Source organism: Pseudonocardia endophytica (genome assembly GCF_004339565.1).
GTDB classification, from domain to species: Bacteria; Actinomycetota; Actinomycetes; order Mycobacteriales; family Pseudonocardiaceae; genus Pseudonocardia; species Pseudonocardia endophytica.
The window spans coordinates 644,951-669,535 of the sequence record NZ_SMFZ01000001.1; the positions used below are offsets into that span (position 1 = coordinate 644,951).

At 72.2% G+C, this 24,585-nt stretch carries 22 protein-coding genes; 14 read left to right on the plus strand and 8 right to left on the minus strand.

The window, feature by feature from the left end:
- Positions 1-4: 4 nt before the first annotated feature.
- The 3 genes from EV378_RS02555 (at position 5) to EV378_RS02565 (ending at position 3,304) form a co-directional block, all read left to right on the plus strand.
- Positions 5-2,089 carry a prolyl oligopeptidase family serine peptidase gene (locus EV378_RS02555; RefSeq protein ID WP_132421144.1) on the plus strand — a complete coding sequence of 695 codons (2,085 nt, stop codon included), beginning with the start codon at positions 5-7 and terminating at the stop codon, positions 2,087-2,089.
- A gap of 212 nt (positions 2,090-2,301) precedes the next feature.
- Complete coding sequence (rd, locus tag EV378_RS02560) at positions 2,302-2,517, plus strand: rubredoxin (RefSeq protein ID WP_243653227.1); 216 nt, start codon at positions 2,302-2,304, stop codon at positions 2,515-2,517.
- 7 nt (positions 2,518-2,524) lie between these two features.
- Positions 2,525-3,304: a ribonucleotide-diphosphate reductase subunit beta gene (locus EV378_RS02565; RefSeq protein ID WP_132421146.1), complete on the plus strand. Its 780-nt coding sequence runs from the start codon at positions 2,525-2,527 to the stop codon at positions 3,302-3,304.
- A gap of 9 nt (positions 3,305-3,313) precedes the next feature.
- On the opposite strand, the gene EV378_RS02570 is transcribed toward EV378_RS02565, so the two are convergent.
- Together EV378_RS02570 and EV378_RS02575 are read right to left on the minus strand one after the other, a co-directional pair.
- Positions 3,314-3,886 (minus strand): TMEM165/GDT1 family protein, encoded by a 573-nt coding sequence (locus tag EV378_RS02570; RefSeq protein WP_165922115.1) that lies wholly within the window; start codon positions 3,884-3,886, stop codon positions 3,314-3,316.
- Positions 3,887-3,957: 71 nt separating this feature from the next.
- Positions 3,958-5,448 carry an MFS transporter gene (locus tag EV378_RS02575; RefSeq protein WP_243653228.1) on the minus strand — a complete coding sequence of 497 codons (1,491 nt, stop codon included), beginning with the start codon at positions 5,446-5,448 and terminating at the stop codon, positions 3,958-3,960.
- A gap of 1,012 nt (positions 5,449-6,460) precedes the next feature.
- Between EV378_RS02575 and EV378_RS02580 the strand changes: the two genes are divergently transcribed.
- The 7 genes from EV378_RS02580 (at position 6,461) to pqqE (ending at position 11,898) form a co-directional block, all read left to right on the plus strand.
- The gene (locus tag EV378_RS02580; RefSeq protein WP_132421148.1) at positions 6,461-6,916 is read left to right on the plus strand and encodes an MSMEG_3727 family PQQ-associated protein; all 456 of its coding nucleotides are present in this window, start codon (positions 6,461-6,463) and stop codon (positions 6,914-6,916) included.
- Positions 6,917-6,946: 30 nt separating this feature from the next.
- Entirely contained in the window at positions 6,947-8,632 is a 1,686-nt protein-coding gene (locus tag EV378_RS02585; protein ID WP_132421149.1) for a PQQ-dependent dehydrogenase, methanol/ethanol family, read from the plus strand.
- 55 nt (positions 8,633-8,687) lie between these two features.
- A complete protein-coding gene (gene pqqA / locus EV378_RS02590; RefSeq protein WP_132421150.1) occupies positions 8,688-8,783 on the plus strand; it encodes a pyrroloquinoline quinone precursor peptide PqqA in 96 nt (31 codons plus the stop codon).
- A 71-nt stretch (positions 8,784-8,854) separates the two neighbouring features.
- Positions 8,855-9,745, plus strand: a complete 891-nt coding sequence (gene pqqB, locus EV378_RS02595) for a pyrroloquinoline quinone biosynthesis protein PqqB (protein WP_132421151.1) — start codon at positions 8,855-8,857, stop codon at positions 9,743-9,745.
- Entirely contained in the window at positions 9,742-10,452 is a 711-nt protein-coding gene (gene pqqC / locus EV378_RS02600) for a pyrroloquinoline-quinone synthase PqqC (RefSeq protein WP_132421152.1), read from the plus strand. Before pqqB ends, pqqC begins: the two co-directional genes overlap by 4 nt.
- Entirely contained in the window at positions 10,445-10,810 is a 366-nt protein-coding gene (pqqD, locus tag EV378_RS02605; protein WP_243653229.1) for a pyrroloquinoline quinone biosynthesis peptide chaperone PqqD, read from the plus strand. The genes pqqC and pqqD overlap by 8 nt, the downstream gene beginning before the upstream one ends.
- On the plus strand, positions 10,807-11,898 hold the full coding sequence (pqqE, locus tag EV378_RS02610) for a pyrroloquinoline quinone biosynthesis protein PqqE (protein ID WP_132421153.1): 1,092 nt from the start codon (positions 10,807-10,809) through the stop codon (positions 11,896-11,898). Before pqqD ends, pqqE begins: the two co-directional genes overlap by 4 nt.
- 7 nt (positions 11,899-11,905) lie before the next feature.
- Here the strand turns inward: pqqE and EV378_RS35175 are convergent, their stop codons facing one another.
- Positions 11,906-12,193: a hypothetical protein gene (locus EV378_RS35175; RefSeq protein WP_165922116.1), complete on the minus strand. Its 288-nt coding sequence runs from the start codon at positions 12,191-12,193 to the stop codon at positions 11,906-11,908.
- Between the two features lie 48 nt (positions 12,194-12,241).
- Positions 12,242-13,357, minus strand: coding sequence for a sodium:calcium antiporter (locus tag EV378_RS02620; RefSeq protein ID WP_132421155.1), 1,116 nt, complete (start codon positions 13,355-13,357; stop codon positions 12,242-12,244).
- A 327-nt stretch (positions 13,358-13,684) separates the two neighbouring features.
- Here EV378_RS02620 and EV378_RS02625 point away from each other — a divergent pair, with 327 nt between their 5' ends.
- Both EV378_RS02625 and EV378_RS02630 read left to right on the plus strand, forming a co-directional pair.
- Entirely contained in the window at positions 13,685-14,059 is a 375-nt protein-coding gene (locus EV378_RS02625; RefSeq protein ID WP_132421156.1) for an FKBP-type peptidyl-prolyl cis-trans isomerase, read from the plus strand.
- Complete coding sequence (locus EV378_RS02630; RefSeq protein WP_424511229.1) at positions 14,056-14,571, plus strand: metallophosphoesterase family protein; 516 nt, start codon at positions 14,056-14,058, stop codon at positions 14,569-14,571. Before EV378_RS02625 ends, EV378_RS02630 begins: the two co-directional genes overlap by 4 nt.
- A gap of 1 nt (position 14,572) precedes the next feature.
- Here the strand turns inward: EV378_RS02630 and EV378_RS02635 are convergent, their stop codons facing one another.
- The gene (locus EV378_RS02635; RefSeq protein WP_132421157.1) at positions 14,573-15,664 is read right to left on the minus strand and encodes a TerC family protein; all 1,092 of its coding nucleotides are present in this window, start codon (positions 15,662-15,664) and stop codon (positions 14,573-14,575) included.
- Positions 15,665-15,907: 243 nt separating this feature from the next.
- Positions 15,908-17,695, minus strand: a complete 1,788-nt coding sequence (locus EV378_RS02640; RefSeq protein ID WP_132421158.1) for a metallophosphoesterase — start codon at positions 17,693-17,695, stop codon at positions 15,908-15,910.
- Between the two features lie 184 nt (positions 17,696-17,879).
- Between EV378_RS02640 and EV378_RS02645 the strand changes: the two genes are divergently transcribed.
- Positions 17,880-20,669 carry an ATP-binding cassette domain-containing protein gene (locus EV378_RS02645; RefSeq protein ID WP_132421159.1) on the plus strand — a complete coding sequence of 930 codons (2,790 nt, stop codon included), beginning with the start codon at positions 17,880-17,882 and terminating at the stop codon, positions 20,667-20,669.
- Between the two features lie 220 nt (positions 20,670-20,889).
- On the plus strand, positions 20,890-21,741 hold the full coding sequence (locus EV378_RS02650; protein WP_243653556.1) for an ABC transporter permease: 852 nt from the start codon (positions 20,890-20,892) through the stop codon (positions 21,739-21,741).
- 217 nt (positions 21,742-21,958) lie between these two features.
- Here EV378_RS02650 and EV378_RS02655 read toward each other — a convergent pair whose 3' ends face one another.
- Together EV378_RS02655 and EV378_RS02660 are read right to left on the minus strand one after the other, a co-directional pair.
- Positions 21,959-23,155, minus strand: a complete 1,197-nt coding sequence (locus tag EV378_RS02655; protein ID WP_132427269.1) for a GAF domain-containing protein — start codon at positions 23,153-23,155, stop codon at positions 21,959-21,961.
- Between the two features lie 86 nt (positions 23,156-23,241).
- Positions 23,242-24,474, minus strand: coding sequence for a glycosyltransferase 87 family protein (locus EV378_RS02660; protein WP_132421160.1), 1,233 nt, complete (start codon positions 24,472-24,474; stop codon positions 23,242-23,244).
- Positions 24,475-24,585 lie beyond the last annotated feature (111 nt).

The following is a 24,585-nucleotide window of genomic DNA, read 5'->3' on the forward strand; positions in this document are numbered from 1 at the left end:
AGCCGTGAACGACTCGTTCCCCCGCCTGCACGCCCGCACCCGCCGCTTCACGCTCGGCACGCCCCGCGGGTTCACCGTCGCGCCCGACGGGTCGCGCGCCGTGTTCCTGCGCAGCCGCGGCGGCACCGACCCGGTGACCTGCCTGTGGAGCATCGACGCCGCGACCGGCGAGGAGCGGCTGCTGGTCGACCCGGCGGCGCTATCGCCGGACGGCGAGGAGAACCTCCCGGCCGCCGAGCGGGCGCGGCGTGAGCGGGTCCGCGAGCAGGCGGGCGGCGTGGTCGGCTACGCGTGCGACGCGGACGCCCGCCACGCCGTGTTCGCGCTGTCCGGGCGGCTGTACCTGGTCGCACTCACCGGCGACCCGGCGCCGCGCGCGTTGGACATCGGAGACGTCGAGGCGGTCGTCGACCCCCGGCTGGACCCGACCGGGTCGCGCGTCGCGTTCGTCGCGGACCGCGCGCTGTACGTGCACGAGATCGCCACCGGCGCGACGACGGTGCTGCGGGCTCCGGACGGCGAGCACGTGAGCCACGGGCTGGCGGACTTCGCGGCCGCCGAGGAGATGAACCGCACCCGCGGCTACTGGTGGTCGCCGGACGGTGCGGCGCTGCTCGTCGCGCGCGTCGACGAGTCGCCGGTGCCGCGCTGGCACATCGCCGACCCGGCGAACCCGGACCGCACGCCCACCCCGGTCGCCTACCCGGCCGCGGGCACGGCCAACGCGCTCGTCGGGCTGGAGATCGTGCGCCTCGACGGGGCACACACGCCGGTGGCCTGGGAGGCGCAGACCTACGAGTACCTCGTCACGGTCCGCTGGGACTCCCGCGGAGCGCTCGTCGTCGTGCAGCCGCGGGACCAGACGGAGCTGCGGACGCTGGGCGTCGACGTCGGGACCGGCGCGACGTCGGTGCTGCACTCCGACGTCGATCCGGTGTGGACCGAGATCGTGCCGGGGACGCCCGCGACCACGGCGGACGGCACGCTCGTGCGCGCCGTGGACCGGGACGGCGCACGACGTCTGGTCGCCGGCGACACGGCGCTCACGCCGGCGTCGATGCAGGTCCGGGACGTGCTCGGGACCGACGGCGACGCGGTCCTGTTCCGCGCGTCCACCGACCCGGTGTCGATCCGCCTGTTCACGGTCACGCCGGGATCGGATCCGGTCCCGGTGTCCCCGGAGCACGGCGTGCACACCGGAACGCTGAGCGGCGGCACGCTCGTCCGCACCTCGACCGACCTCGAGCACGCGTCGCGGACGGTGCTGGTGTGCGCCGACGGCACGGAGGTCCCGGTCGCGAGCCACGCCGCCGATCCCGGTCTCGTCCCGCGGGTCGCCCTGCACGTGCTGGGCGGGCGGGAGCTGCGGACGGCCGTGCTGCTGCCCACCGGCCACGAGCCGGGCACCCGCCTGCCCGTACTGCTCGACCCGTACGGAGGCCCGCACTCCCAGCGCGTGCTCGCCGCCCGCAACGGCCATCTCACCAGCCAGTGGTTCGCCGACCAGGGCTTCGCCGTCGTCGTCGCGGACGGGCGGGGCACGCCGGGCCGCGGTCCGGAGTTCGAGCGGGCCGTGCACCTCGACCTGGCCTCCCCCGTGCTCGAGGATCAGGTGGACGCGCTGCACACGGCCGCGGCCGAGTACCCCGACCTGGACATCGGGCGGGTCGGCATCCGCGGGTGGTCGTTCGGCGGGTACCTCGCGGCGCTGGCCGTCCTCCGCCGCCCGGACGTGTTCCACGCGGCGGTCGCCGGCGCGCCGGTCACCGACTGGGCGCTCTACGACACGCACTACACCGAGCGCTACCTGGGCCGGGACACGTCCGCCGAGTCCTACCGGCGCTCGTCGCTGATCGACGACGCCGGCACCCCGGGGACCGCCCGGCCGCTGATGATCGTCCACGGCCTCGCGGACGACAACGTCGTCGCCGCGCACACGCTGCGGCTGTCCTCCGCGCTGCTCGCGGCCGGGCGTGCGCACCAGGTGCTGCCGCTGTCCGGCGTCACGCACATGACTCCGCAGGAGGTCGTCGCGGAGAACCTGCTGCTCCTGCAGGTGCAGTTCCTGAAGGAGGCCCTCGGGGACTGAGCGACGCGTGCGGAGCGAGCATCGGGACGGCTCCGTCGGCTTGCGAACGCTCGATCGGTGTGGCCTCCTGAGGATGCCGACGTGAGGTGACCCACACACGGCCGGTCCGGGTTCGCCGCTGATCGCGATGCACCGGTCGTGGTCGGTGGGTCGCGAAGGAGTCGTGGGAGGCACATGACGACGATCGAGAAGCCGGTCGGGCGGGGCTGCGCATGAGCGTCGGAACCGCGGAGACGGAGACCGAGACCCCGCGGTGGATGTGCGAGGCGTGCGGCTGGATCTACGACCCGGCCGAGGGTGACCCGGACAGCGGCATCGAGCCGGGCACGCCGTTCGAGGACATCCCCGACGACTGGATGTGCCCGATCTGTGCTGCCACGAAGGCGGACTTCCGCCAGCTGGAGCCGGGAGAGTTCCCGGAGGACTGAGGACGCCATGATCAGCGGATACGACCACTTCGTGCAGCTCGCCGAGACGCTGCAGTGGGACGAGACGGAACTCGACTTCTCCGCCGACCGCGAGGCGTGGCCGAAGCTCGAGGAGACCGAGCAGGCGAGGGTCCTGGGGCTGCTGGCCGGTTTCGTGATCGCCGAAACGGCCGTGGCCGGCAACCTCGGCAACTACCAGGTCGCGGCGTCGGCCACGGACGAGAAGTCGATGGCGCAGGCGTTCCAGTCCCAGGCACGCGACGAGGCCCGGCACGCCCGGTTCTTCGACCTGGTCGCCTCGTCCGTCGCAGGCATCCCCGGCGACGACACCGCGCAGCGCCGTGACCACCTGCGCGACCACGTCGCCGACGAGCTCGTCGCCCTGTTCGAGGAGACCCTCCCGGCCACCGCGCAGCGCCTGGCCGACGAGCACGAGGGCCTGACCGACGCCGTCGGGCTCTATCACATGGTCATCGAGGGCGTGGTGCTGCTGGCCGGGCAGCACGCGATGCTCGAGGCGCTGGAGGGACTGTCGGTCAAGCTTCCGGGCCTGCACAAGGGCATGGAGCTCGTGCTGCGCGACGAGCGGTGGCACATCGGGTTCGGCTCGCGGGTCATCCAGAACGCCAACGTCTCCGACGAGAAGGCCGCCGAGATGCTCGAGCGCGGCGAGTCCGCGACGAAGGCGTGGGGCGACCTGATCACCGCCGACGCGATCGCGACGGCGATGCGGCAGCACAAGCGCAGGCTGAACGCGCTCGGCATCAAGTTCTGGTCGGACGCCTGAGCCGGTCGGTCATCCGCGGATCGCGTCGATCGCGGTGATCACGGCGAGGACGACGAGGATCCCCGCCGTCACGATCGTCACCCACCGCACGGGGACGAAGCGCTGGATGCGGTCGCCGAAGTAGACGGCGAGCGCGGACGCCGCCCAGAGCGCGAGCAGCGAGCCGACCCCGACGGCGATCGGCGCCGAGTACCGCGCGGCGAGCGTGGCGACGACGAGCTGCGACGGGTCGGCGAACTCGGAGAGCACGGTGATCCCGAAGGCCGTCGCCACCACGCTCCAGCGGGTGACCGGCGTCGTCGTGACCTCGTCGTCGTCATCGTCGTCCTCCCCGCGTACGAGCAGGAACGCGCCCACCAGGAACGCGACGACGAGGACGCCCTCGAGCAGCCGTTGCGGGAGCAGCGTCAGGAGGCTCCCGGCCACGATCGCCACCACCACATGCACGGCCATCCCGGCGCCGACGCCGAGGAGCACCCACCGGGGGCCGAACCGGGCACTGAGCGCCAGCGTGACCAGGCCGCTGGTGTCGATGAGCTCGGCGAGGAACACGATCCCGAACGCGATGGCTGCTTCGCTCACGCCGGACAACTACTCGCTCGGCGAGGGTGAATGCAACACCTGTTACAGAACGGCAGCCCCGGGTGTGCCTGTCAGTCGTGGGAGATGTGTCCGTCGTGCGGGTCGTCGGCGACGTCGCTGCGGGCACGACGCAGGTCCACCAGCGCGATCAGAAGCGCGACGAGCGTCGTCCCGACGGTGGCCAGGAACGTGAACGCGACCGCGGCCTGCGTGTCGCGGCCGGTGGCGGACAGGAACGCGTAGTAGAGCCCGGCCAGGCCGGCCGTCCCGATCGCGGCGCCGACACGCTGCGCCGTCTGCAGTGCACCGCCCGCCGAACCCGCCATCCGCACGGGCACCGCACGCAGGGTCATGGTCAGGTTCGGCGACAGGACGAACCCACCGCCCATGCCGGCCACCAGGAGCGCGGGCGCGGCGGCGATCCCGACCGTCGACGGGTCGACGACGGCGAACAGCAGCGCGACCGCCGAGAAGCCGACGATCACCACGACGAGCCCGAAGACCGTGAGGCGGCGCCCGTACCGCACGACCAACCGGCCGCCCCACGTCGCGGCCACGGCCGAGCCGAGCGCGAACGGCATCGTCGCCAGCCCGGACTCGAGCGGCGTGTAGCCGAGCCCGCCCTGGAAGAACTGCGCGGTCACGATCCACACGCCGGAGAACCCGACGACGTACACCGCGCCGAGCGCCGTCCCCCAGCCGTAGCCGGACGTGGAGGACAGCAGCCGGACGTCGAGCAGCGGCACCGCCCCGGTCCTGGCCACGCGACGCTCCCAGACGGTGAACACGACACCGAGGGCGGCGGCCACCCCGAAGAGCCACCACAGGCGCCGGATCCCTCCCGACTCGGCCTGGGCGAGCGGGAGCAGCACGGCCAGCACGGCGCCGCCGAGCAGCACCGCGCCGGTCCAGTCGATGTCCCTGCGGTCGAGCCCGCTACCCGGCACGCGGGGGATCAGACGGGCCGCCAGTATCAGTGCCACTAACCCAATGGGTAGGTTCACGAAGAAGATCCATCGCCAGCCGTCCGGACCTCCGGCGGCACCCAGGATCAGGCCGCCGACGAGCGGACCGGACGCCGTCGAGAGCCCGACCGTCGTGCCGAACATCCCGAACGCCCGCGCCCGCTCGGCCCCGGTGAACAGGTTCTGGATCAGCCCGGAGTTCTGCGGCGCCAGCATGCCCGCGGCCAGCCCCTGGGCCAGACGGGCCGCGACCAGCAGCTCGATCGTCGGGGCCGCGCCGACGGCCGCGCTGCACACGACGAACGTGCTCAGCGCGATCAGGAACATCCGCCTGCGTCCGAACGCGTCGCCCAGCCGACCGGCCGGTACCAGTGCCAGCCCGAACGTCAGCGCGTACCCGGACACCACCCATTGCACGCCGGACGGCCCGGTCTCCAGCCCGCGCTGCAGCGACGGCAGCGCCACCGCGACGATGCTGACGTCGAGCAGCGACATGAAGCCCGCGACCAGCGTGACCCACAGGGCCCGCCAGCGGCGCGGATCGGGTGCCTCGGCGGCATCGGGTGGGCTCTGCGCCGACGTGGGGCCGCCGCTCACGACTCGGGGGTCGGTTGCCGGCGTAGCCGACGGGGCGGGGACAACGCCCTCACGGGCCGGCCGGTCGTCGCGTCACGCACCGGCCGATCGTCGCACGACCTGCGTCGTGACGCCCTCGGACCGATCTTCGTCGGACTCCCGCGCGGTCCGGGTTCGACAGCGATCCGACGTCGCGGGAAACACATGTTTCATCCGGAGTCGCCATGCCGGTCGGCGGCGGAGAATGCCGCACGGCGTCGATAAGCGGTACGACGAACGGCAGGCCGATGCAGTATCCACACTGGACGTGACGGCCGTCACGTGATCGGCGACACCCGTCGTCATCGCACGTCACGGCGCCGTAACGACCGGTGAGGGACTTCCCCGCCGCTCGAACCGAACCCCGCACGCTTCCGGACGACAGCCGATACACGAGAGCGATGAATCGCTGGTCCACAAGGGACAGAGCATGATTTCCGGATCCCACTCAATGTCACCATGAATTGCGTGACGAGCCAGCCGAAAATCGCGCAAGAAATGGGTTCGAGCACCCGGTCGACCACTACGCGTGGCGCGCTTCGACGCCATCGGACCCGGTGCGGAGTGCCTCCGCACCGCAGGGGCCGGGCAGCGCGCGAACGCGGCGACATCCGGTTCCGCGCCGCCCCCGGGCGGACCGTCGACGCCGCTTCCCCGCGTCGCGTCGTGGATCCGCCACATGCGCCCTGACCAGCAGTGAGTCGATCAGGCGAGCCGGTGTCCCGCGGCACGGGACACCGTCGACCGCAGCAACGGCCATCGCGAATCCGCATCGGGACGGCGACTCGCAGAGCGGATGACACGTGCGTTCGCCGTACAGGCTCCGCAGACCGGCGGTCCGACCTCTACCGTCCACAGTCGCCAATTCGGTCGCCCGCCGGAAGATTGTTGATCGACTTCTCGAAATGACACGCTGCCGGACTTGACGCCCACTCCGGGCGGTGTGAAGGTGATCACGCACCCCGCCGACAATTGTGCTCGGGAGGATATGTCAATGACGACCACTGGTGACAGGTCGGGCTTGGAAGAGGGCCTCAGGAAGCAGAACACCACCGGCCTGGGCAAGCTGCTCGGCTCCGGGAACGTCGGGCACGCGGAGGAGCAGGCCGACGGCTCGATGACCGCTGAGGTGCGGATCCCGGAGGACGAACTCTGCTACGAGCCCGGGACGATCATCCTGCCGCACGGCGGCAAGCTCGTGCTCACGCTCAAGAACGACGACAAGAACACCCACTGCGCGGTGCTCCCCAGCAACGGTGACCCGAAGATCATCTGGCTGGTGAACCACTCGAAGGGGACGGCCACCCTCTACCTGGACGGCCCCGGCACGTACTACTACGGCTCCACGACCGGGAACGACGAGGGTCGCGGCCTGACCGGAGCGATCGTCATCGGCGGAGAGGTGCCGGACGACGCCAAGGAAGACCGTCCGCCGCAGCCGCGTCCCTGACCCGTCCCTGATCCCAGGAAGGAGCCCCTCATGACCGATTACGTTGACGCTGGCGAAGCCGTCGACATGCGGAACCTCAGCGACGTCAAGGGCAGCGCCCCGGCGACGGGGAACGTCGACTACGACCGCATCCGCAACGCCCGTTCGGAGCCGCAGAACTGGCTCACGTACTACGGCACCTACGACGGACAGCGCTACAGCGACCTGAACCAGATCAACAAGGAGAACGTCAAGCGCCTCTCCCCGGCCTGGGTGTTCCAGGCCGGTGCGGTGGGCATGCAGTCCGGCGCGTCGACCTACTCCTTCGAGGCGTCCCCGCTCGTCGTCGAGGGCGTCATGTACTGCTCCGGCCCGGACGGCCGGGTGTGGGCGATCGACGCCGCGACCGGCACGGAGCTGTGGCGCTACAAGCACGCTTCTCCCTACGACGTCTCGCTGTGCTGCGGGAACGTGAACCGTGGAGTGGCCGTCGGGCACGGCAAGGTCTACCTCGCCACGCTGAACGCGCACCTCGTCGCGCTCGACGCGCAGACCGGCCAGGTCGTGTGGGACAAGACGATCGGTGACGTGCGTGCCGGCGAGAGCCGGACCGTCGCGCCGCTGATCGTCAAGGACATGGTCATCGTCGGCAGCTCCGGCGGCGAGTTCGGCAGCCGCGGTCACCTGGACGCGTTCGACGCGCAGAGCGGCGAGCGGCGCTGGCGGCGCTACATGGTGCCGAAGCCGGGCGAGCCCGGTTCGGAGACCTGGCCGGACGACGGCGAGGCGTGGCAGCGCGGCGGTGCGAACTGCTGGGTCACCCCGACCTACGACCCGGACCTCGAGCTGCTGTTCCAGGGCACCGGCAACCCGGCGCCGGACTTCGACGGCGGCGTCCGCGAGGGCGACAACCTGTTCACCGACAGCGTCGTCGCGGTCGACGTGAACACCGGCGAGATCCGGTGGCACTACCAGTTCACGCCGCACGACCTGTGGGACTACGACTCCACGATGGAGAACCTCGTCTTCGAGAAGGACGGGAAGAAGTACGTCTCGCACGCGGACAAGAACGGCTACTTCTTCACGCTCGACGCCGCGACCGGCGAGCTGGTCAAGGTCTTCCCGTTCGTCGACCGGATCACCTGGGGCGAGATCAGCCCCGAGGGCAAGGTCACGGCGAAGGTCTACCCGGACGAGGAAGGCGTCCCCGTGCACTTCTGGCCCGGCCCGGCCGGCGGCAAGGAGTGGACGCACATGGCGTACTCCCGCAACACGGGCCTGATCTACATCCCGGTCCAGGAGGTCGGGGCGACGGCCACCCGCCGTCGTCGCGAGTTCAAGGAGAGCATCCCGTACTGGGGCGCGGGCGTCGCCGTCGACCTCGAGGACTTCTACGGCTACGTCGCCGCCGTCGACCCGCTCACGGGCGAGGAGAAGTGGCGCTGGCGCAACGAGTACCCGATGTGCGCGTCGACCCTGTGCACGGCGGGTGGCCTGGTGTTCCAGGGCACGCCGACCGGCGAGTTCGTCGCGCTCGACGAGGAGACCGGCGAGAAGCTGTGGTCGTTCCAGTGCGGTAGCGGGCACCACTCGAGCCCGAGCACGTACGAGGTGAACGGCCGTCAGTACATCGCCGTGCCGACCGGCTGGGGCGGCTGGATCGAGGGCTTCCTGCCCGGCCTGCTCGGCGCGGCCGCCGGCGACGCGATGTTCGCCTTCGCCCTGCCCGAGGCCTAGGTCTCACGCACACTGGAAGGGCCTGCCATCTGCACGACGACGAGGAGGTGAGCAAGTGGAGACCACGACGCGTACCGAGTGGGTCGCGCCCGAGTTCGAGGAGATCGGGTGCGCACCTGAGGTGACGATGTACATCGCGCGCACCAGCTGACGCGCGACGCAGCGACGGAGGGGCGCCGGACCCGAGGGTCCGGCGCCCCTCCCTCATGGCAGGGGATCTCCATGTGGGTGCGGGTGCTGGGATCGGCCGCGGGCGGCGGGTTCCCGCAGTGGAACTGCGGCTGTCCGGGATGCCGGGCGGTCCGCGACGGACGCCGGCCGACGACCGCGCGCACGCAGTCGTCGATCGCGGTCAGTGCGGACCGGAAGCGGTGGGTCGTGATCAACGCGTCGCCGGACGTGCGGCAGCAGTTCGCCGCGTTCCCCGGCATGCACCCCGGCGACGGCCGGGTGACGCCGCTGGAGGCGGTGCTGCTCACCGACGCCGAGATCGACCACACGCTCGGGCTGATGCTGCTGCGTGAGGGCCGGGGTGTGGACCTGCACTGCACGGCCGCGAGCCACGACGTCCTGCGCGACGGCACCGGCCTGCTGACCGCGCTGGAGAAGTACTGCCCGGTGCGGTGGTCGGAGGTCGTACCCGGCACGCCGTTCTCCCTGGGCGACTGTGAGTTCCGCGCGTTCGACGTGCCCACGGCCAAGCACGACCGGTTCGGCACCGGCGGGGACTCCGGACGCGTCGTCGGCTACCGGATCACCGACCCGGACTCCGGCCGGTCTGCGGTCTACCTGCCCGGCGTGCAGGAGCTGACGCCGTCGGTGCGCGACGAGCTCGACGGCATCGACGCGCTGTTCGTCGACGGCACGACATGGGTCGACGACGAGATGATCCAGCTGGGCCTGGCGCAGAAGACGGCCCGCGACATGGGCCACCTTGCGGTCGGCGGCCCGGGTGGCAGCCTCGAGCTGTTGTCACCGCTGCCGATCGGGCGCAAGGTCTACGTACACGTCAACAACACGAACCCGATGCTGCTCGACGACTCGCCGGAACGCGGGCAGGTCGTCGACGCCGGCATGGAAGTGGCCGAGGACGGCCTCGAGGTGGAGGTATGACAGCGGTGTCAGCGGCGCAGTCGCAGCAGGTGGACCCGGACGAGCTGGTCGCGCGGTTGCGGACACACGCCCGCAGCTATCACAGCCTGCACCCGTTCCACATCGCGATGAACGAGGGGACGCTGACCCCGGACCAGATCCGCGGGTGGGTCGCGAACCGCTTCTACTACCAGGAGAACATCCCGATCAAGGACGCGGCGATCCTGTCCAACTGCCCGGACACGACCGTCCGGCGCCGCTGGATCAAGCGGATCGTCGACCACGACGGCCTGGAGGGGACCGAGGGCGGCATCGAGGCCTGGCTGCGGCTCGGCGAGGCGTGCGGGCTCACCCGCGACGAGATCGTCGACCACACCCATCTCGTGCCCGGCGTGCGGTTCGCCTGCGACGCGTACGTGACGTTCGCGCGCACGCAGCCGTGGACGATCGCCGTCGCCTCGTCGCTGACCGAGCTGTTCGCGCCGGACCTGATGGCCGAGCGCCTGGCCGCGTTCGAGAAGTACTACACGTGGATCGAGCCGGACGGCCTGGAGTACTTCCGCAACCGCCTGTTCCAGGCGCCGCGGGACTCCGAGCACGCGCTGGAGGTCGTCACGGAGCACTGCACGACACCGGAGCTCGCCGACGCCGCGGAGGCCGCGCTGTCGTTCAAGTGCGACGTCCTGTGGTCCATGATGGACGCGATCGAGGGCGCTTACGGTGGCTGACGCCCCGGTGACACTGTCCGGCACGACGGTCCCGAAGCTCGGCCGGTTCGTGAAGATGCGCTTCGACGCCTCGCGGGAGAAGCACGTGCTGCTCGGGCCGGAGTCGGTCGTCGTACTGAACACGACCGGCACGGACATCCTGGAGCTGTGCGACGGCCGGACCGTCGACGAGATCGTGTCCGAACTGGAGCGTCGGTACGAGACGTCCGGTGTCGGGGACCAGGTGCGCGCGTTTCTGACCGGGCTGGCCGCGCGCAACTGCGTCAGGTTCGACACCGTGAGCGAGCTTGCGAGCTCACCATCGGACACAGCAGCACCGCGAACGCGACCGACGAGCTCCGGCGAGGAGGGCTCGTGAGCGCGCCGGAGGCCCCGTTCGGGCTGCTCGCGGAGCTGACGTACCGCTGCCCGCTGGCGTGCGCGTACTGCTCGAACCCCCTGGAGATGGCCGCCTACAACGACGAGCTGTCCACATCCGACTGGCAACGGGTGTTCGCCGAGGCCGCGGAGCTCGGCGTGCTGCAGTGCCACCTGTCCGGCGGGGAGCCGCTGCTGCGCCGCGACCTGACCGACCTGGTGCGCACCGCGTCGGAGCTCGGCATGTACACGAACCTCGTGACGAGCGCGATGGGCCTGTCGCGCTCGCGGGCCACGGTCCTGCGCGAGGCCGGGCTGGACCACGTCCAGATCTCCGTGCAGGCCGACGAACCGACCACGTCGGACCGGATCGCCGGCATCCCGTCGTTCGAGCGCAAGCTCGAGGCGTGCCGGCTGGTGCGCGAGCTGGACTGGCCGCTGACCGTGAACGTGGTGATCCACCGGCAGAACATCGACCGGATCGGGGCGATCCTCGCGCTCGTCGAGGAGCTGCAGGCCGACCGCGTGGAGCTGGCGAACACGCAGTACTACGGGTGGGCGTGGAAGAACCGGTCCGCTCTGCTGCCGAGCAAGGAGCAGCTGGACCGCTCCGAGGAGGTCGTCTCGGCGGCGCGGGAGCGGCTGGCCGGGCGGATGGAGATCGTGCACGTCCTGCCGGACTACTACAGCGACTACCCGAAGCCGTGCATGGGTGGCTGGGCGGCGCGGCAGCTGACCGTCGCGCCGAACGGCGACGCGCTCCCCTGCCCGGCCGCGCAGACGCTGCCACTGCCGCGGGCGTCGGTGCGCGACGCGTCGGTGGAGGAGATCTGGACGTCGGCGCCGCTGTTCACGGCGTTCCGCGGCACGGACTGGATGCAGGAACCGTGCCGCACCTGCGACCGTCGTGAGGTGGACTTCGGCGGGTGCCGGTGCCAGGCGTTCCAGCTGACCGGGGACGCGACGCGCACGGACCCGGTGTGCTTCAAGTCCCCCGACCACCACCTCGTCGAGCAGGCGGTGGACGGGGCGAACGCGCCGGACCGGCGGGTGGACCTGGAGCTGGTGCCCCGCCCGCACCGGGCCTGAAACTCACTCAGCCGTCGTCGTCATCGTCGCCGTCGTTGTCGCCCCCCGGGGCGGCGGGCGCCGGTGCACCGGACTTGGCGCTCGGAGCCCCCGGAGCGGTCGGCGCCGCCGGAGCGCCCGGCTGGACGCTGCTCCTGCCGGCGTCGTCATCGTCGTCATCGTCCGGCTGGCCGGGGACGGCGGGCGCCGTGGCGACGGGGCCGTCGTCATCGTCGTCGGAGTCGCCGCCTCCCTGCGTGGTGAACACCAGCACGAGCCCGACGACGGCGGCCACGACCACCAGGGCGGTCGCCACCCGGTCTTTCGTCAACACATGCGTCTCCTAGTCCGAAGGTCCGGGCGGTCAGTCGGCGTCGAGCGGGACGCCGTTGAAGAACACCAGGCTGAGCACGAAGTAGGCGACGTACAGGACGAGCAGCACGATGCCGTGCCAGCGGCGTAGTCGCCCGGTCGCCAGGAAGCCCGCCGCGATCACGGTCATCGCGATGAGCACCGGTAGGTGCCAGGTCAGGACCTCGGAGTCGACCGCGATCGCCCCGCCCACCAGCAGGATGATCCCGAGCTTGCCGGTCACCGAGAACACGACGCTGCCGATGACGTTGGCGACGCCGATCTCCGGCGCGCCCCGGCGGGCGGGCTCGACGGTGAGGAAGATGTCCTCGAGCGACAGCGCCAGCGTCGCGATCGTGACGCCGAAGACGGTGCCGTCGATGCCGAACGTGTCGAGGATCCCGCCCGTTCCCTCACCGGCGATCACGGCGCCGGTGATCAGGCCGATCAACGCGATCACGGCGTACAGGATCGTGACGCCGGCCGGCCGCTGCCGGGCGGTGAGGAAGCCCTGGTCGACGCGCAGGTCCGGCGGGAGATCGAAGCCGCCCGGACGGCCGCCGGTGCCGGTCGCGGAGTCCGTGCCGGAGCCGCCGCCGCCACGGGTCAGGACCGCGGTCGCCGTACCACCGCTGCTCACGCCGGCCTTCTCGAGCTGCTCGTAGACCTCCGCGTTGCGCCAGACCGGACGTCCGCTGGTTCGTTCGCGGTAGGCGATCCAGCCGACGAACGCGACGAAGAGGAGCACGAGCACGATGCCGGTGACGAGCGTCAGGGACCCGGTGAACGCGAGCGCGAACATGATCACCGGCGCGAGGACGAACAGGACCAGGTAGCTCCGCGGCACGTCCACGCGACAGGGCGCGATGATCGCCGCGAGCGCGAGCACGATGCCGGTCATCGCCACCGTCGTGCCGATGACGGTGCCGAGCGCCACGTTGCTCAGTTCGTCGGAGTTCAGGACGATCCCGAACGTGAGGTCGTCGAACTCGATCCCGGTGAAGACGACCGCGATGAGGAACAGCGAGATCGCCCACCGGCTGGCGACGCCGACCAGGTAACCGATCAACTTCTCGGCGCTGTAGACGAGCACCACGATGCCGAGGACGAACTCGATGATCGGGATCACGAACGGCTCCCGGTCATATGGGGGATAAACGACGTTATCGAGTCCATTTTCGTGGCGCTCCTCCTCGAGCAGAACTGCATCACCGCATGCCGGGGTCGATGAAGCACGTGCCTATGCAACACGTGTTTCACCAGGCCACGGGCGGCTCAGCGATCAGTCGGGGAATCGTCGCAAACGAAACCCCGATCGGGCCAGTCCCAATTGTGTTGCGATTCATCCGTCAGTGCGGCACGGCAGCACCGAGTGACCGGCGCACCCGGCAGAGCGGCCCGGACGGGCTCTGGCACGGTGGGACCGGTCCGCCCCACCCGCGAGAAGAGGACTCCCATGGCCGCAGCGAAGCCCGTCGTCGACCCGGTCGACGGCCCCCTGCCCGACGACCTGCTCGCCCAGGACATCACCGTCGGCGACGGCGCCGAGGCGAAGCCGGGCGACCGGGTCGCCGTCCACTACGTCGGCGTCTCGCACTCGACCGGCGAGGAGTTCGACGCGTCCTACAACCGCGGCCAGCCGCTGCAGTTCGCGCTCGGCGCCGGCCAGGTCATCTCCGGGTGGGACACCGGCGTGACCGGCATGAAGATCGGCGGGCGCCGCCGTCTGGTGATCCCGCCGCACCTGGGCTACGGCGAGCGTGGCGCGGGCGGTGTGATCGCGCCGAACGAGACGCTGATCTTCGTCGTGGACCTGGTCGGGGTGAACTGATCGTCCACGTACTGCTGATCTCCGACACGCACGTGCCGACCCGGGCCTCCGATCTGCCCGACGTCGTGTGGGAGGCCGTGGACGTCGCGGACGTCGTCGTGCACGCCGGGGACTGGATGGATCCGGCGCTGCTCGACCGGCTGGAGGCACGCGCGCCGCGGCTCGTCGCCTGCTGGGGCAACAACGACGGCGACGCGCTGCGCGCCCGCCTGCCGGAGACCGCCCGCGTCGAACTCGGCGGTGTGCGGGTGGCAGTGACCCACGAGGCGGGTGCGGCACAGGGACGGGAGCGCCGCGCCGTTCGAGCCCACCCGGACACCGATCTGCTCGTGTTCGGACACAGCCACATCCCGTGGGACTCGGCCGCCGCGCGTCCGGACGGCGGAGAGCTGCGGCTGCTGAACCCGGGCTCGCCCACCGACCGTCGCCGGCAGCCGACGTTCACCTGGATGACCGTGACGCTCGAGGGCGGCCGGATCGACGACGTCGTCCTGCACCACCGCGCGCCCTGAGCTACCGCTCGTAGGTCGGGCTCTTGGCGTGCTCCGCCTCGTCGGCCTCGACGATGCGGGCCGCCTCCTCCTTGTTCCTCGCCAGCGGCGGGGCGGTGATGGCACCACCCTGCTCGGCCAGCTCCGGCTTGATCCGCACCGCGATCAGGCTGGCGATCGTCGTGACCGCGAGGACTCCGACGATCACGATCAGCGAGACGGCGATGCCGATCTCGGGCACCGGGAGCGGCTCACCGCCGTTGATGAACGGCACCTCGTTCTCGTGCAGCGCGTGCAGGGCCAGCTTCACGCCGATGAACGCGAGCAGCACGGCCAGGCCGTAGGACAGGAACACGAGCTTCTTCAGCAGGCCACCGAGCAGGAAGTACAGCTGGCGCAGGCCCATCAGCGCGAACGCGTTGGCCGCGAACACCAGGTAGGTCTCCTGGGTCAGTCCGAAGATGGCCGGGATCGAGTCCAGCGCGAACAGGATGTCGGTGAGCCCGATCGCGACCATCACGACGAGCATCGGCGTCAGCCAGCGCTTGCCGTCGATCTTCACGGTCGTCTTCGCGCCGTGGTAGTCGTCGGTGACCGGGAAGGCCTTGCGGAGCCAGCGCAGCGCCCGGCCTTCCTTCCACTCCTCCTCCTCGTGCCCGATCGCCTGCTTGACGAGGCTGATCGCGGTGTACACGAGGAACGCGGCGAACAGGTAGAAGACCCAGCTGAACTGCTCGATCGCGGCCGCGCCGACGGCGATGAACAGGCCACGCATGATCAGCGCGATCACGATGCCGACGAGCAGCACCCGGTGCTGGTGGACCACCGGCACCTTGAACGACGACATGATGATCAAGAAGATGAACAGGTTGTCCACCGAGAGCGAGTACTCGGTGATGTACCCCGCGAAGAACTCGCCCGCGTACTGGCCGCCCTGGAAGAACCACACGCCGACGCCGAACGCGACGGCGAGCGCGATGTAGAACAGCACCCACCGCGTGACCTCGCCGATCGTCACCGCGTGCGGCTTGTGGTCGACGAGGAACAGGTCGGCCAGGATGATCGCGACGAATACGCCGATCGTCACCAGCCAGATCCACAGTGGGACGGACACGACGGCCTCCAGGAGACTCGGGCAGCAGAAGCAGGCCCGAGGTCTCTCCCACCACGACCGTGGCCGATGATGCCGGGTTCCGCCCGGCCGTGCTGGCCGGACCTCGCCGTGCTGACGACATCACCGCTCGCGGGATACTCCCCTGCGGTTACTCGGACAGTCTGCTCTGTCCGTTTCGTCGGCGCGAGGGCGGGTGACCGAACGCACGGTCGCGTCACCCGATCCGGCGCCTCAACAGGGCTTTCACACCCCGACGGCGCCCGGAACGGACAGGCCGGACGAGTGCGACGTCCACCCCGCCGGGTGCGCCTGCGAGCCGTGCCGCGGGACGTCGCGGACGAGGTCCACCCGGTCGATCTCGGTGCCGAGGTCGGTGATCGTCCGCAGACGAAGGCGGGACGTGCCGCCCGGACGACCCGGCCGGACCTCGCAGCGCAGATACGCGTAGCCGAGGTAGCGCGCCTGGGACCAGTCCACCGTCTCCGGGGACTTGGCGCCGTCCGGACCGGCCTGGAAGCTCGTCACCGTCGTGCCGCTGTCCGGCCCCTGCCGTCCCCGGTAGCGGTCGGTCTCCCCGGGCTGCCACGTGTAGCGGGGGCGCCCGCCGGAGCCGACGCAGACGTAGGTCGTGCCGTCCCGGGCAGGGTGGACGGTGGCGCCGTCCGGAGCCGGGGTGCTCCTCCCGTTCCGGATCGGGTTCGTGCGCTCGTACTGGTGGTTGTGGCCCTGGACGACGAGGTCGACCCGGTAGCGGTCGAACAGCGGCGCCAGCGCCGCGCGGACGCCCGCGTCGGAGGCGTGCGAGCCGGACGTCGCGAACGCGCAGTGGTGGAAGAACGCGATCACGAAGTCGACGCCGGGGTCGTTGCGCAGCCCGGCCAGCGTGCGCTCCAGCCAGCGCAGCTGCTCACCGCCGCTGTAGCCGGCGTTCGTCGGGATCTCGGCGGACAGGTCGTTGGCGTCCACGCTGACCACGCCGACGGTCCCGTGCGTGAACGTGTACACCGACGGGCAGCCCTTCGGGCCGTTCCCCGGGAGGTCGAGGCGGGCCCGGTGGCCGCCGTAGCCGTGGGTGGCGCCGCCCGGGGAGCGGTTGTCGTCGTAGAGCGCCTCCATGTCGTGGTTGCCGGTGGCGAACATCCACGGCGTGGACGCGGCCGAGCGCTCGATCGCGCCGAGGTAGGCGGTCCAGACGGTCGGGTCGAACTTGTCGAAGCCCGCAGGCGGGTCCGCAGGCCCTGAGCTCTTCACGGGGCGCCCGTAGCCGCTCGGGTCCGCGTAGCAGATGTCGCCCGCCAGCAGGTGGAACGCCGGCCGGTCCGCGGCGACCCGCTGGATCAGGGTGTCCGACGGCGCGGGCGTGCGCAGCGTGTCGTCGGGCTTGTAGTAGTTGTCGCTGAAGCCTTGCTGCCCGTCCGGCGCGTCCACGTTGACGCCCTGGTCGGCGAACGCGGTGAACACGAACGGGTCGCGGTGCCCGCGGGGCGGCGCGGTGCGGAACGTGGCGTCCGGCGTGACCGTGCCGTCCGGCATCCGGAACCGGTAGTGGTAGGTCGCGCCGGGGTGCAGATGCGCCGCGTGCGCGTGCACGAACCACTGCTCCGCGCCGCGGATCGACCCGTCGACCTGCGGGACCTGGCTGACCAGGTGCCGGACCTCGACCGGCAGCCTCTGCCCGTAGCGGGTGTCCACACCGAGGTCGACGACCATGTCCCCGGCTCCGGGCTGCGCCGTCAGCTCGCCACCGATCGCCATCTGGCCGCACGCGTCGGCACCGAACGAGAGGTGCCGGCCGATCACGCTCACCGGTGCCGTCGCGGCGAGCGCCCGGCTCGCCTGCGCCCACGGCGCCGTGGCCAGGCCCAACGCGGCCAGCGCACCCGCGCCGCCGCGCAGGGCGGTGCGGCGGCTGACGACGTGCCGTCGTAGGAACCCGCTGATCCACTCGTGCTGCTCGGCGACGGTCATGTGCTCGGCGACGGCCACCGGGACTCCGACGTCCGGAGTCTCCCCCCGCGGGTTCACGCTCATGGCGCGCACGCTTCTCGATCGGGGCAGCCGCCCGCCGGGACTGCGTCGAACGGCGGATGAACACCGGCGGACACACCAGTGACCTCGGGGTGCTTCTCACCCGATCGTCCGGTTCCTCCCGACGGCTGAGGACGTCTCAGCGGAGCGGCGGCAGGCTGTCGGGGCCCTGACATAAGTTCGACGCGTGCCGTCCCCGTCGCTCCCGCGCTCCCGCCGTGCCCCGGCGCTCGTCGTCGTGCTCGCGCTGGCGCTGGTCGCCGTCCTGCCGGGGGTGGCGAACGCGGCTCCGTCCGACCCGGTGTCGGTGACCGAGGAGAGGGTGACGGTCCCGGGCGGGCCCGGCGAGGCGGCCACGATCGCGCTGGACACCAGCCTCTACGTGCCGTCCACGGCGACGGCCGCCACGCCCGCCCCGGCCGTGCTCGTCGCGCACGGGTTCGGGGCGGACAAGAACAGCGTGGACGGTGACGCCCGCGAGTTCGCCGCCCGCGGGTACGTCGTGCAGACGTGGACGGCACGCGGGTTCGGCGCGAGCGGCGGGCGGAGCGCGCTCGACTCGCCCGACCACGAGGTGGCCGACGCGAGCCGCCTGATCGACCGGCTGGCCGCCCGTCCGGACGTGCAGAAGGACGGGCCGGACGACCCGCGGGTCGGGGTCACCGGCGGCTCCTACGGCGGCGGGCTGTCCCTGCTGCTGGCCGGGTACGACCGGCGGGTCGACGCGATCGCCCCGGTGATCACCTGGAACGACCTGGGGCAGGCGCTGTTCCCGAACGACGCGGCCACCGCGGCGGTCCCGGTGGACACCCCGGCCCGCGGCGCGTTCACCGGCGGCGCCAACGGCGTGTTCAAGCGCGGATGGGCCGGCGTGTTCTTCGGCACCCCCGGCGGCGCCCCGTCCACGCCCGGGACGCCGCTGACCTGCGGGCGCTTTACCCCGGCGGTGTGCGCGGCCTACACCGAGGCGGCGACCACCGGGCGCGCCTCGGCGGCCACGGACGCGCTGCTGGAGCGCTCCTCCCCCGCCTCCGTGACGAACCGGATCACGGCGCCGACGCTGCTCGTGCAGGGCGAGCAGGACACGCTGTTCGGGCTCGACCAGTCGGACGCGAACGCCCGCCAGATCGCCGCGAACGGCACGCCGGTGTCGGTGCTGTGGTTCGCGGGCGGGCACGACGGCGGGGCTCCCGACGCGGCCGTGCGCGGCCGGATCGGAGACTGGTTCGACCAGCACCTGCGCGGTGCGGCTCCGACCGGTGACTCGGCCGTCCCGCCGTTCTCCTACCAGCTGCAGAGCAACGTGCGCACGCGCGGGGACACGCCGACCGGGCGCACGATCGTCGCGGACTCGTACCCGGGGCTGTCCGCCCCGCCGGTGCAGACGCAGCAGGTGGCGCTCTCCGGCGGGCCGCAGGTCGTGCTGCACCCGGCCGGTGGGAACCCGTCGGCGGTGACGTCCCTTCCCGGTGCGGGTGCGGCCCTGAGCAGCGCCTCCGGCGCGCTCGGTGGGCTCGGCGCGCTGTCGTCCCCGCCGGGACAGGCCGCCCGGTTCACCTCGGAGCCCCTTCCGGCGGCCACGCAGATCACCGGCACGCCACGCGTCGACGTCGAGGTGTCCGGCGTGCCGGGCCAGGCGAGCGGGTCCGGGGCGGTGCTGTTCGGCTCGCTGTCCGTGCGCACGTCCGACGGCCGCACCCAGCTGCTGGGCAACGCCGTCGCGCCGGTCCGGGTCGCGCTGCCGCCGGGCGGCGGTCCGGTCCGGGTGACCGTGACGCTGCCCGGCGTGACCGCCCCGCTGAACGCCGGGAGCCGGCTCGTCGTGTCGCTCGCGACCACCGACCAGGGCTTCGACTCGGGTGCCGCGCCCGCGAGCTGGCGGGTGTCGCTGGCCGACGGGTCCGGGCTGACCGTGCCGCAGGTGCCTGGTCGGACGGAGACCGCCAGCACGGTCCCGTGGTGGGCCGTGATCGGGATCGCCGTGGTGCTGGCCGCCGCGCTGGCGGCGTGGATCGTGGCGCGGCTGCGTCGCCGGGGTCGGGACCGCGAGGAGCCCGATCCGACCGCTCCCCCGCTGCAGGTCACCGACCTCGCGAAGACCTACCGCGGCGGGTTCCGCGCCGTGCAGGACGTGTCGTTCACCGTCGAGCGCGGCATGGTGCTGGGCCTGCTCGGGCCGAACGGCGCCGGCAAGACGACCGTCCTGCGGATGCTCATGGGGCTGATCGCTCCGACGTCCGGTGAGCTGCGGGCGTTCGGCGTCCCGATCCGGGCGGGCGGCCGGGTACTGAGCCGGATCGGCGCGTTCGTCGAGGGGCCCGGGTTCCTGCCGCACCTCTCCGGCGCGGAGAACCTCCGGCTGTACTGGGCGGCGACCGGGCGTCCCGCGGACCAGGCACGGATGCCGGAGGCGCTGGAGATCGCCGGGTTGGGCGACTCGGTGCACCGCCGCGTCGGCACGTACTCGCAGGGCATGCGGCAGCGGCTGGCGATCGCCCAGGCCATGCTCGGCCTTCCGGAGCTGCTCGTGCTCGACGAGCCGACCAACGGGCTCGACCCGCCGCAGATCCACGCGATGCGCGAGCTGCTGCGCCGTTACGCGGAGGGCGGTCGCACCGTGCTCGTGTCCAGCCACCTGCTGGCCGAGGTGGAGCAGACGTGCACGCACGTCGTCGTCATGCACCGCGGCACCGTGGTCGCCGACGGCACCGTCGACGACATCATCGCCGGCGACGGCGGGGCGTCGTTCGGCGTGGACGCGCCGGACCGCGCGGCCACCGTGCTGGGCGACCTGAACGGCGTGCACGGGGTCTCGGTCAACGGGTCCACGGTGGTCGCGGAGCTGAACGGAACTCCGCGGGCGGACGCGGTCGCGGCGCTGGTGCGGGCGGGGGTCTCGGTGCGGACGGTCGGTCCGCGTGGACGTCTGGAGGACGCGTTCCTGCAGCTGGTGGGAGAGGACGGACGCCGTGAGTGACACGGATCCCTCGGGTGAGCCCTCGACACGTCCCTCCGGGGAGCCGTCGGCACGTCCCTCCGGGGAGCCCTCGACACGTCCCTCCGGGCAGCCCTCGACACGTCCCTCCGGGCAGCCCTCGACACGTCCCTCCGGGGAGCCCTCGGCACGTCCCTCTGGCGAGCCGTCGACGCGGCACGAGCCGCTGACGCTCTCGACCGTCCGGGGCCGGGTCGGCGACCTGGTCGACGCCGGGGCGGCCGACCCGGCCGTGCCCGGCCGGACGCTGCCACTGCGCGTCGAGATGGCCCGCCAGCTGCGGCGGCGCCGCACGCAGGTCGCGTACGCGCTGGTCGTCGCGCTCCCGGTGATCCTCTGGATCGCGTTCTCGCTGGGCGGCGAGGAGGACGGCCCCACCCAGGGACCGAGCCTCGTCGACCTGGCCAGCTCCGGCGGTGGCAACTTCACCGTGTTCGCGATGTTCGCGTCCGCCAGCTTCCTGCTCGTCGTGCTCGTGGCGCTGTTCTTCGGGGACACGGTGGCGTCCGAGGCGTCCTGGTCCTCGCTGCGCTACCTGCTCGCCGTCCCGGTGCCGCGGGCCCGGCTGCTGCGGCAGAAGGCCGTCGTGGCCGGGGCGCTGTCGCTCGCCGCGCTCGTGCTGCTCCCGCTGGTCTCCCTGCTCGTCGGGTCGCTCGCCTACGGCACCGGCGACCTGGTGAGCCCGACCGGGGAGTCCCTGACGTTCGGTGCCGCCGTACCCCGGATCCTTCTGGGCACGCTGTACCTGGCCGTGCACCTGAGCTGGGTCGCGGGTCTCGCGCTGCTGCTGTCGGTGTTCACCGACGCCCCGCTCGGCGCCGTCGGAGGGGCCGTGATGGCGTCGATCGTGTCCCAGATCCTGGACCAGATCACCGCCCTCGGCACGATCCGCGACTTCCTGCCGACGCACTACGCCGACGCGTGGTCGGCCCTCCTCGCCGTCGACGTCGACTGGGGCGACATCACGAGAGGCGCCTTCTCCGCCGTCTGCTACGCGGCGATCTTCACCACGGCCGCGGCCTGGCATTTCACCCGCAAGGACATCACGAGCTGACCACCGCGCGGCGGCGCTCATCACGCCGCGCGCAACTGCACCGGCCACACCACACCGCGCCCGCCCGCTCGCGCCCGACCCGCCCGCGCCCGGCCAGCTCGCGCCCGACCACCCGTGCCGCGCGCCCCGGCCCAGCCGTGCCGCGCCCCCACCCAGCTCCGAACGAACGGCACCTTCGTCCGGACAGGGGGGGTGGGGTGGGCGGGCCGTGGGGCGGTCAGGGAGCGGTGAGGGCGCGGATGCCGGGGGCGGTGGAGGTGCGCACGACGCGGCTGGTGATCAGGTCCGGGGCGTCGACGTCGACCTCGGAGGCGATGCGGTACGGGCGCGCCTGCAGCAGGCCGCCGAGGGAGCGGCGCAGGCGCGACATCTCCGCGCGCACCGTGACGAGGTGCTCGGCGTCGCCGTAGAGGGCGCGGGACAGGGCCGCCGCGTCGAGTCCGGCGGCGCCGGCGCGGGCCAGCAGCACCAGCACCTCGGCGTGCCGGGTGGACAGCGGGTGCACCCAGCGGTTCGTGCCCTCCACGACGGCGCGGGGCGGGCGCGCGTCGAGCTCCAGCGTGAGGCGCATCCGGCGGTCCGTGTCGCCTGCCGGACGCAGGAGCCACCCGCCCGGGACGGGCTCCGGCAGGCACAACCCGACGCCGTGCACGGCGAGCGGGTGATCCGCCGACGGGACGCCGACCCGTTCCACGCCCGGCATGCCGGTGACAGCGGCGACCCAGCCGTGGTCGTCGACCACCAGGCCGGGGCCGTTCACGGCGGCCAGCATCGGGGCGCCGACCGACCGCAGCGCGTCCAGCCTGCCCTCGTGCTGGCGCCACAGGCTCGCCTCGGCCAGCCGCACGGCCGTGTCGACGAGCGCGACGGTCGTCGGGTGGATCGTCTCGGCGGGCCCGCTGACGTCGACGACGCCGAGCAGCTCGCCGCTGCGCGGGTCGTGCATCGGCGATGCCGTGCAGGTCCAGACGTGGTGGCTGCGGACGTAGTGCTCGGCGGAGAAGATCTGCACCGGCCCGTCCTCGGCGAGCGCGGTGCCGATCGCGTTCGTGCCGACACAGTCCTCGGACCAGCGGGCGCCCTCGGTGAACCCGAGCGCGTCGGCCCGGCGACGCACCGGCGTCGATCCCTCGCGCCACAACAGCACGCCGTCCGCGTCGGTCACGACCATGACGTGCCGGGCGTCGTCGGCCACCGACGTCAGCGCGGCACGCAGCTCGGGCAGCACCTGGGCCAGCGGCGACACGGCCCGGCGGCGCTCCACCTCGTCGGCCGCGATCGGGCCGGGCGGGTCGCCCAGGTCGGGGTTCACGCCCTGCGCGCGGACCCGGGTCCAAGAGCGGGCCACCAGGCCGCGCGGGTCGGCCGGCGGCCGGTCACCGGAGAGCAGCGCGTCGTGGACGCGGGCGAGCATGCGGGCGTGGCGGCCCAGGTCGGTACCCGGCCGGATCGCGCAGACGCCCTTGTCCAGCGTGCCCACTCGCACCTCCCCCGACGAGGTTAGGTGTCCGCTGTGGCAGGCGCCATAGCCGGGCGCCGCGTGTACCACCAGCGCCCCAGCCCCAGCAGCACGACCGCGACGATCACGTAGCTGGCACCGAGCGTCTGCTCCCAGAGGCTCCAGCGCATCTGGACGCCCCACACGTTCGGCATCCAGCGGAACGGGGCGAGGTAGAAGATCACGGCCGTCACCGCGGCGGCGGCCGCCCACCCCCACGAGCGCAGCCGCACCGCGTGCGTGCCCAGCGCGATCAGCGCGGGCACCACGAACACCCAGTGGTGCGACCAGGACGTCGGCGACGCCATCAGCACGACCGCCGCCGTCGCGGCCAGCGCGACCGCGCGGTCGGCCCGCCGGATGATCGGGGCGCCCAGCACCAGGATCACCGCGACGCCGGCGAGCCAGATCAGTGTGAACCACGGCTCACCGACCTCCTGCCGTGCCAGGATCGCCTGGATCGTCTCGTTCGAGAAGAACGTGGAGCCGGAGACGCTGGCCGCCGGCCCTCCGAACCAGTAGCGGGCCGACTCCTCGGGCGCCACGAGGAACCCGATCCCGGTGGCCACGACGCCGGTGGCCGCCGCGACGGCGACGGCCCGGTAGTCCCGGCGCAGCAGCAGGAACAGCACGAACCCGGCAGGGGTCAGCTTGATCGCGGCGGCCAGCCCGATCATCAGCCCGCGCGGCCAGCGGGTCCGGGGCGCGAGGCAGTCGACCACCACCATGACCATGAGCAGCAGGTTGATCTGGCCGAACGCGAGCGTCTGCGAGACCGGTTCGATCAGCAGCGCGGCCGGGACCGCCAGCATCGTCGCCGAGACGGCACCCGGTCGGCCGCCCGCAGGCCACGCGACCCGCGCCGTCAGGAAGATCACGACGGTCAGTGCCGCCACGGACAGCACGAACACCAGGAGCAACGACACCCAGTACGGCACGACCGACAGCGGGATCATCATGATCGCCGCGAAGACCGGGTAGATGAACGGCAGCACCGGCCCGTTCATCGGCGGCGGCAGCGTGCCGTACATGTCCTGACCGGACAGCCACATCTGCACGCCGAGGCGGTAGATGTCCAGGTCGAGCGCGTAGTTGCCGAGCCGGATCCAGGACCAGGTCAGGGACGCGACCAGCAGCGGCACCGCCACCCACGCGACGATCCGTGGGGTCGCGAGGGCCGAGCGCAGCCGGGGGACGACCGCGTCGGGCTCCGGCGCGGTGCGGGTGACGGTCACGCGGGTTCCTTCTGCTCGCCCTGCGGATACGGAGCGTCCACGGTAGCGGGACGCACCCGGCCGCCGGTCGCGAGGTGTCGCGACCGGCGTGTCACCACCGCCGCCGGGGCC

Bases quoted from the DNA above. Each gene is read 5' to 3' on its own strand.
- rd (WP_243653227.1), top strand. From the start codon at position 2,302: ATGAGCGTCGGAACCGCGGAGACGGAGACCGAGACCCCGCGGTGGATG.
- EV378_RS02565 (WP_132421146.1), top strand. From the start codon at position 2,525: ATGATCAGCGGATACGACCACTTCGTGCAGCTCGCCGAGACGCTGCAG.
- EV378_RS02580 (WP_132421148.1), top strand. From the start codon at position 6,461: ATGACGACCACTGGTGACAGGTCGGGCTTGGAAGAGGGCCTCAGGAAG.
- EV378_RS02585 (WP_132421149.1), top strand. From the start codon at position 6,947: ATGACCGATTACGTTGACGCTGGCGAAGCCGTCGACATGCGGAACCTC.
- pqqB (WP_132421151.1), top strand. From the start codon at position 8,855: ATGTGGGTGCGGGTGCTGGGATCGGCCGCGGGCGGCGGGTTCCCGCAG.
- pqqC (WP_132421152.1), top strand. From the start codon at position 9,742: ATGACAGCGGTGTCAGCGGCGCAGTCGCAGCAGGTGGACCCGGACGAG.
- EV378_RS02625 (WP_132421156.1), top strand. From the start codon at position 13,685: ATGGCCGCAGCGAAGCCCGTCGTCGACCCGGTCGACGGCCCCCTGCCC.
- EV378_RS02640 (WP_132421158.1), bottom strand. From the start codon at position 17,695: ATGAGCGTGAACCCGCGGGGGGAGACTCCGGACGTCGGAGTCCCGGTG.
- EV378_RS02655 (WP_132427269.1), bottom strand. From the start codon at position 23,155: ATGCTCGCCCGCGTCCACGACGCGCTGCTCTCCGGTGACCGGCCGCCG.